Origin of the sequence: Pseudoduganella rivuli, from assembly GCF_009674485.1 — a bacterium.
Taxonomy (GTDB): domain Bacteria; phylum Pseudomonadota; class Gammaproteobacteria; order Burkholderiales; family Burkholderiaceae_D; genus Rugamonas; species Rugamonas rivuli_B.
The window spans coordinates 1-244 of sequence record NZ_WKJJ01000093.1; the positions used below are offsets into that span (position 1 = coordinate 1).

The following is a 244-nucleotide window of genomic DNA, read 5'->3' on the forward strand; positions in this document are numbered from 1 at the left end:
GGCTAAAACAGTCAGGATGTTGGCTTAGAAGCAGCCATCATTTAAAGAAAGCGTAATAGCTCACTGATCGAGTCGTCCTGCGCGGAAGATGTAACGGGGCTAAGCCAGTCACCGAAGCTGCGGATATCCGTAAGGATATGGTAGGAGAGCGTTCTGTAAGCCTGCGAAGGTGTCTTGTAAAGGATGCTGGAGGTATCAGAAGTGCGAATGCTGACATGAGTAGCGATAATGGGGGTGAAAAGCC

The 244-nt window shown here is 49.6% G+C and carries 1 rRNA gene; it reads left to right on the forward strand.

From position 1 onward, the window contains the following. A 23S ribosomal RNA gene (locus GJ700_RS34870) occupies window positions 1-244 on the forward strand; the annotation flags it as partial.